Consider the following 6,187-nt stretch of genomic DNA (forward strand, 5'->3'; position numbering starts at 1 on the left):
CCGCGGCCCCGACCTCCCCGACCCCGGCCGGTACGCACGTCGTGGACCTGGGTGACGACGTGGTGCTGCTCCCCGGCCTCGTCGACACCCACGTCCACATCAACGAACCCGGCCGCACGGACTGGGAGGGCTTCGCCAGCGCCACCCGGGCCGCGGCGTGTGGCGGAGTGACCACCCTGATCGACATGCCGCTCAACTCGAGCCCCGTCACCACCACGCCCGGCGCGTTGGACGCGAAACTGGCCAGTGCGAGCGGCACACTCCGGGTGGACACCGGGTTCTGGGGTGGAGCCGTGCCCGAGAACCTGGGCCGTCTACGCGCACTCTGGGACCGCGGGGTGTTCGGGTTCAAGTGCTTCCTGCTCGACTCCGGGATCGACGAATTCCCGCCGCTGGACGCCGCGCAGATGGTGGCGGCCATGGAGGAGATCGCCGGGTTCGACGGGCTGCTGATCGTCCACGCCGAGGACGCCGGCACCATCGACGCGCAGCCGCCGGCGTCCGGGCCCGCGTACGCGGGATTCGTCGAGTCCAGACCGGTCGCCGCGGAGGTCCGTGCGGTGGCGCAGGTGATCGACGGCGTCCGCCGCACCGGATGCCGGACCCACATCCTCCACCTCTCGGCCGCCGACGCCCTCCCGCTGATCCGTTCGGCCAAGGCGGAGGGGCTGCCCCTCACGGTGGAGACGTGCCCGCACTATCTGTCTCTGTTCTCCGAGGAGATCCAGCCCGGCGCCACCCACTACAAGTGTTGCCCGCCGATCCGTGAGGCCGGTAACCGCGAGCGGCTCTGGGAGGGGCTGCGGGACGGGACCATCGATCTGGTGGTCTCCGACCATTCGCCGTGCGTTCCCGAACTCAAGCGCTTCGACACCGGTGACTTCGGCCAGGCGTGGGGCGGGATCGCCTCGGTGCAACTGGGCCTGCCGATCATCTGGTCCGAGGCGCGACTGCGCGGACTGGGGCTGCCCGATGTCGTCCGGTGGATGTCGTCCGGCCCCGCCGAGTTCGCCGGGCTTCGAGACCGCGGGTCGATCCGCCCGGGCGCCCGCGCCGACCTGGTGGTCCTGGCCCCCGACGAGGCGTTCGTGGTCCTGCCCGAGCGGTTGCAGCACAAGAACCCCGTCACCGCGTACGCCCAGCGGGCACTCGGCGGAGTCGTGCGCGAGGTCTACCTCGCCGGCCGCCGCGTGGACCTCGACGGCCCCGCCGCCGGTACCGCGGTCTTTCGCCCGAGACCACCCGAGCCAGCTGCGCCACCCTCACGAACGGAACTGACCGGATGACACCACCGATGCCTGAGCCCGACTACCTCGCCCTGCCCGACCTCGCCTCCCGCGAGCTGGCCGGCAGTGTCGTCTACGCCGACGACGAGTTCTTCGCCGAGAAGGAGAACCTGATCCTCGCCTCCGAGCCGGTGTTCGATCCGGCCCTGTTCGGACACAAGGGCAAGGTCTACGACGGCTGGGAGACCCGCCGGCGGCGCTCGCCCGGGCAGGACGCGGCGATAGTCCGTCTCGGCGTGCCGGGCGTGGTGCGCGGGGTCGTGGTGGACACCGCCTTCTTCCGCGGCAACTACCCCCCGCAGGTCGCCGTGGACGGCGCGTGGATCGACGGTTACCCGGGGGTCGACGACCTCGCGGGTGCCCGCTGGCGGCCGCTGGTACCCGAGGCGGAAGCGGCGGGGGACACCCGCAATCACTTCGCGGTGCCCGACTCCGCGCCGGTGACCCATGTGCGGCTGCGGATGATCCCCGACGGGGGTGTCGCGAGACTGCGGGTCCACGGCGACCCCACCCCTGACCCCACGTTCCTGCGGGGAACCGTCGACCTCGCGGCCGCCGAGAACGGCGGCCGGGTGGTCGACTGCTCGGACCTGTTCTACTCGTCGCCGGCCAACATCATCGCCCCCGGACGTTCCCGCGTCATGGGCGAGGGCTGGGAGAACTCCCGGCGACGAGGGGGAGGAAACGACCACGTGACGGTGGCGCTCGCGGGCGAGGGATCGGTCGACCACGTGGAGATCGACACCTCCTACTACATCGGTAACGCGCCGGCGTCGGCGTCGCTTCGTGGAATCGCCAGCGCAGAGGACCTGGACCACCCCGACCGGTGGGTGGACCTCGTTCCCCGTACGCCTCTGCAACCCGACTGCCGGCACCGCTTTCTGGTGGGCCGGCCGGGCCATCCGGTGGGTCCGGTGCACTTCGTCCGGCTCGACGTGTTCCCCGACGGCGGTATCGCCCGCCTGCGCGTCCACGGCACGTTGAGCCCCGAGGCCCTCGACCAGCTGGCCGAGCGGGTCGCCCGGGCACGGCACACCGGGCTCACGCGCCCGTAACACACCCGAAAAACCGCGCTGCCAGACTCGGGTCCGACACCACGATGGTGCGGTCGGCCCCGCCGATCCGACCGCCGCGTCCCACGGCGCGGCGGTCGAGTCATCAGTCAGGCATCGCCGTGGTGTCCGCCCGGGCGCAGGACCCGGGTGGGCCCGCGGCATCGACCCGGGCCCGCTGAACCCAGGAGCTCCTCCGCCATGACCGCCGTGACCTCCGACGCCGCAGCATCCGATACCGTCACCGCCGGCCCGGACACCAGCCCCGACACTGTGACCGCGGCACCGGACTCCCGGCGCCTTCCAGACGCAGAGGAGCGCCTCGCGGCCCTCCGGGCCCGTGTGCACGAGGACATCGCCACCACCAGCCACTCCCGCGACTGGATCCCCCGGGATCCGGGGTCGAGCGAACTCGACGTCCTGGTGATCGGCGGGGGGCAGGCCGGACTGGGCACCGCGTTCGCGCTGCAACGCCAACGGATCGACCGCGTCCTGGTGGTGGACGACGGTCCGGAGCAGCAGGTGGGGTGCTGGGACCGCTATGCCCGTATGCACACCCTGCGCAGCCCCAAACACATGAGGGGTATCGAGTTCGACGTCCCCTCCCTGCACGTCCGGCGTTGGTTCGAGGCCGTGTACGGCGAGGCCGCGTGGGCGGCCGTCGAGCTTGTTCCCCGGCTCGACTGGAACGACTACCTGCGGTGGTACCGGGAGGTCACCGGCGTCCGGGTGCGGCACCAGACCCGCGTCACGGCGATCCACCGGCCCGCCACCCCGGACGGGCCCTTCTCCGTGGAACTGAGTGGCCCGGCGGGGAACGAGACCACGGTGACCGCCAGGCGCATCGTCTGCGCACTCGGACTCGCGGGCGGGGGCGGGCCGCGCGTGCCGGACCTCATCTCGTCCTCGCTGCCCCGCGAGCGCTGGTTCCACACGGAGGACCCGATCGACTTCGCCGCGCTGCGGGGTCTGCGGGTGGCGGTACTGGGCGGTGGCGCATCCGGGTTCGACAACGCGGCCACCGCCCTCGACCACGGCGCCGTCCGGGCGCACGTGTTCGTGCGCCGGGAGACCCTCCCGGCGTCCAACCCACTGCGGTGGATGGAATTTCCGGGCATGCAGGAACGCTTCTACGACCTCGACGACGAGGCCAAGTGGGAGTTCGGCGTGATGTCCGGTGGCCTCCCGCAGCCGCCCACCCAGCATTCGGTGTGGCGGTGCTTCGCGCACTCCGGCTTCGCACTGCACACCGGCTGTGGGTGGAAGGCCGTGTCGATGGTCTCCACCGACGCCGGTGAGCAGGAGATCGCGATCGACACCGACAGGGGGCGGTTCCACGCCGATGTGGTGCTGGCCGCGACCGGATACACGGTGGACCTGCGGTTGCGGCCGGAGCTCGCCGAGTTCGTCGACGACATAGCGCTGTGGTCCGACCGTCACCCGCCCGCGGTGGGACACCCGGCCGGATCGAGTCCCTATCTGGGTCCCGGGTTCGAGTTCACCGAGCGAGATGCGGGCACAGCTCCGTGGCTCTCCCGGCTGCACCATTTCTCGACCGGCGCCCGCGCGTCCATGGGCGTGACCGGGAACCAGCTCTCCGGCATCTACGGCGGTATCGGGCGGATCGCCTCGACGATCACCACCGCGATCACCCGGGAGAACTGGGGCAGGCTCGCCGGGGACTTCGCATCCTTCGAGCACATCGAGGTCCGCTCCGTCGGACCCCACGACGCATCCGACGGGTGGTATCCGATGAGCTCGCGGTTCTGACCGCGCGAGTGTCACTCCGCTCATCAGAACGGGGGCTCGTCCTCAGGCCCCGTGGTCGAGGGCTCCGAGGGGGCCACCGGACCGGACGGTGGGGCGTGTCGCCGGAGTCGCGCCTGCGCGCGGAGACCGCGTCGTTCGGCGTCACGCCGGTGCCGCACGTGTGGACGTCTCCGGGACTCCGCACATCCGCTGCCGGTGGCGCCCGCCTCGGCGGCCTCCCGCTGACGCCGGCTCGCCTCGGGTCGTCGGGGAGCGGCGTGGTCCGAGAGAGGGCCCGTGGGATACGTCGTGACACGGGTTCCGGGGTCTCGGTCCGGGTGGCGGGGACCGTGGATCCACACATAGGAACCGTCGGTGTCCCGGTAGTAGGCCCACACTCCGTCGGTCTTGAGCCTGTGGTGGAAACGGCAGAGGCTCCCGAGGTCGTCACAGGTCGTGTGCCCGCCGCGTTCGGGACGGTCGTGGTCGAAGGGGATGATGTGGTCGAGGTCGGTCTTCTCGGCTGGTGTCTGGCAACCGGGGAACACACAGGTGCCGTCGCGTCCACGGCAGAAATGGGCCAGGGCCTCGGACGGGGCGTGGCGTCGGGCGGCGGCGGAATCGGGGTCCGCGAGTTCGGAGAGTTCGGTGACGCGGTGCCTGACGTCGCGCTGCAGTTCGTTCGCGGTGTGCCCGGTGACCGGTCCGTATCCGGCGAGGGAGATCCCGCGGTTGCCCGGGCTGCCGTCGTCGTAGGCGTGGAGGACCACCCGACGCGCCGCGGACCGGGCCTCCGGGTCGCCGGGGTGTTCCCCTCGTGGGTCGGGCAGGCAACTCCACCCACGGCTGAGCGCGAGCAGTCCGGCCGCGCGAAGTTGGCCGAGCGTTCGCGGATCGCCCGCCGGTGCGGTGCGGGCGAGCGCCTCGACACGGTCCGCGATCTCCAGTGCGTCCTCGGCGGTGAGCGTGGCCGTGATGATCGCCCGGTCGTCGCGGAGGGGCACCAGCTCCACGTCCTGACCGCGTCGTGACTGTTCGGCGCGGGCGTCAGCACCCAGCGGATCGCAGGCGGAGACTGTCCTGAGGAGCATCTTGCGCAGCGGCCCCAGCCGCGGCGGGTGTGTCCGGCGCCTGGTGGGAGCAAGCCCCTCGCTGATTCGGCGGTCAACGTCGGGCATGAGGTGATCGGCCACCAGGGCCGTCTCCTCGGCGATGGTGTGGGCGGCGAGGATCCCTATCCATCCCGTCGCCAGAAGCGCCGCGGTGCGGGGAAGCCGCTCGGTCAGCTCGACCGCGGTGGTCACCAGGCGTGATGCCCCGTGACGGGAGAGAGCCATAGAGGCGCCGATCATCGTGGCAGCCGCCTCCCACGGGTCGCGGTGTGGGTCGCCCTCGGTGGCGAAGCCCTCGGTGGCCGAACGGACACAGTCGTAGGCGTAGGCGAGGGTCCGCCCTTCGGCCGCGTAGATCGTTCGTTGGGTGAGGTAGCCACGCTGCTGGCCGGGATCCCACCGGGCGAACGCCTCGGGCACCAGGACGGGCGATGCCGGCCCTGTCGCAGTGGTGAATCCAGGAGGTGGCACCAGCGTGTCAGGAGGGTCGGCGTCGTCATGTGGCGTGGGGTGGTCACGTGGCGTGGGGCGGTCACATGGCGCGGTGCCGTCGGACAGGCGAGGTGTGGGTGAGGTCATGATTCGATCGTATGTTCGAGGTGCGACATGCTGTCCGGGGGCGGCGACCGGCGCGTGTGACCTGCGGTGCCCTGCTCGGCCCCTGCAGGGCACCGCAGGTCAGAAGGGTGCCGGGTCCGACGCCTCAGCCTGGCCGCACCACGATCAGGCACGCCGTGCCACCCTCGGGCACGTACCAGCGGTGGGGGAGTGTCCCGTCGTACCGCGCCACGTCACCCGGCTCCAATCTGCTCACCGACCCGCCCACCTCGAGCAGAACGGTGCCACGGGTGACGTAGATCCACTCGCGGCCGGGGTGCTCGAAGAACCGACCCGGGACGTGATTGGTCTCCACGAACTCGAGGAACTGGGTGTCGTTCGGCCCGCCCGGCAGTAGTCGGGTGTGGCCCCCGACCGTGCCCTCCGCGCG

5 protein-coding genes are annotated in these 6,187 nt (G+C 71.5%); 3 read left to right on the plus strand and 2 right to left on the minus strand.

Translation table 11 applies throughout. The annotated features are described in order from the left end of the window. The 3 genes from allB to IY392_RS11300 form a co-directional block, all read left to right on the plus strand. Positions 1-1,286: allantoinase AllB (allB, locus tag IY392_RS11290; protein WP_194861268.1), on the plus strand; the 1,286-nt coding region annotated here is incomplete at its 5' end. Between the two features lie 8 nt (positions 1,287-1,294). Continuing rightward, complete coding sequence (gene alc, locus IY392_RS11295; protein ID WP_194861269.1) at positions 1,295-2,341, plus strand: allantoicase; 1,047 nt, start codon at positions 1,295-1,297, stop codon at positions 2,339-2,341. Positions 2,342-2,539: 198 nt separating this feature from the next. Next, the gene (locus IY392_RS11300; protein ID WP_194861270.1) at positions 2,540-4,108 is read left to right on the plus strand and encodes an NAD(P)-binding domain-containing protein; all 1,569 of its coding nucleotides are present in this window, start codon (positions 2,540-2,542) and stop codon (positions 4,106-4,108) included. Positions 4,109-4,131: 23 nt separating this feature from the next. On the opposite strand, the gene IY392_RS11305 is transcribed toward IY392_RS11300, so the two are convergent. Both IY392_RS11305 and IY392_RS11310 read right to left on the minus strand, forming a co-directional pair. Then, positions 4,132-5,778, minus strand: a complete 1,647-nt coding sequence (locus IY392_RS11305; protein ID WP_228549307.1) for an HNH endonuclease signature motif containing protein — start codon at positions 5,776-5,778, stop codon at positions 4,132-4,134. Positions 5,779-5,902: 124 nt separating this feature from the next. Further along, positions 5,903-6,187 (minus strand): cupin domain-containing protein (locus IY392_RS11310; RefSeq protein ID WP_194861271.1); only part of this gene is annotated, 285 nt, incomplete at its 5' end.

The sequence above is a fragment of the Dietzia sp. SYD-A1 genome (genome assembly GCF_015356725.1).
In the GTDB taxonomy this organism is placed as follows: Bacteria; Actinomycetota; Actinomycetes; order Mycobacteriales; family Mycobacteriaceae; genus Dietzia.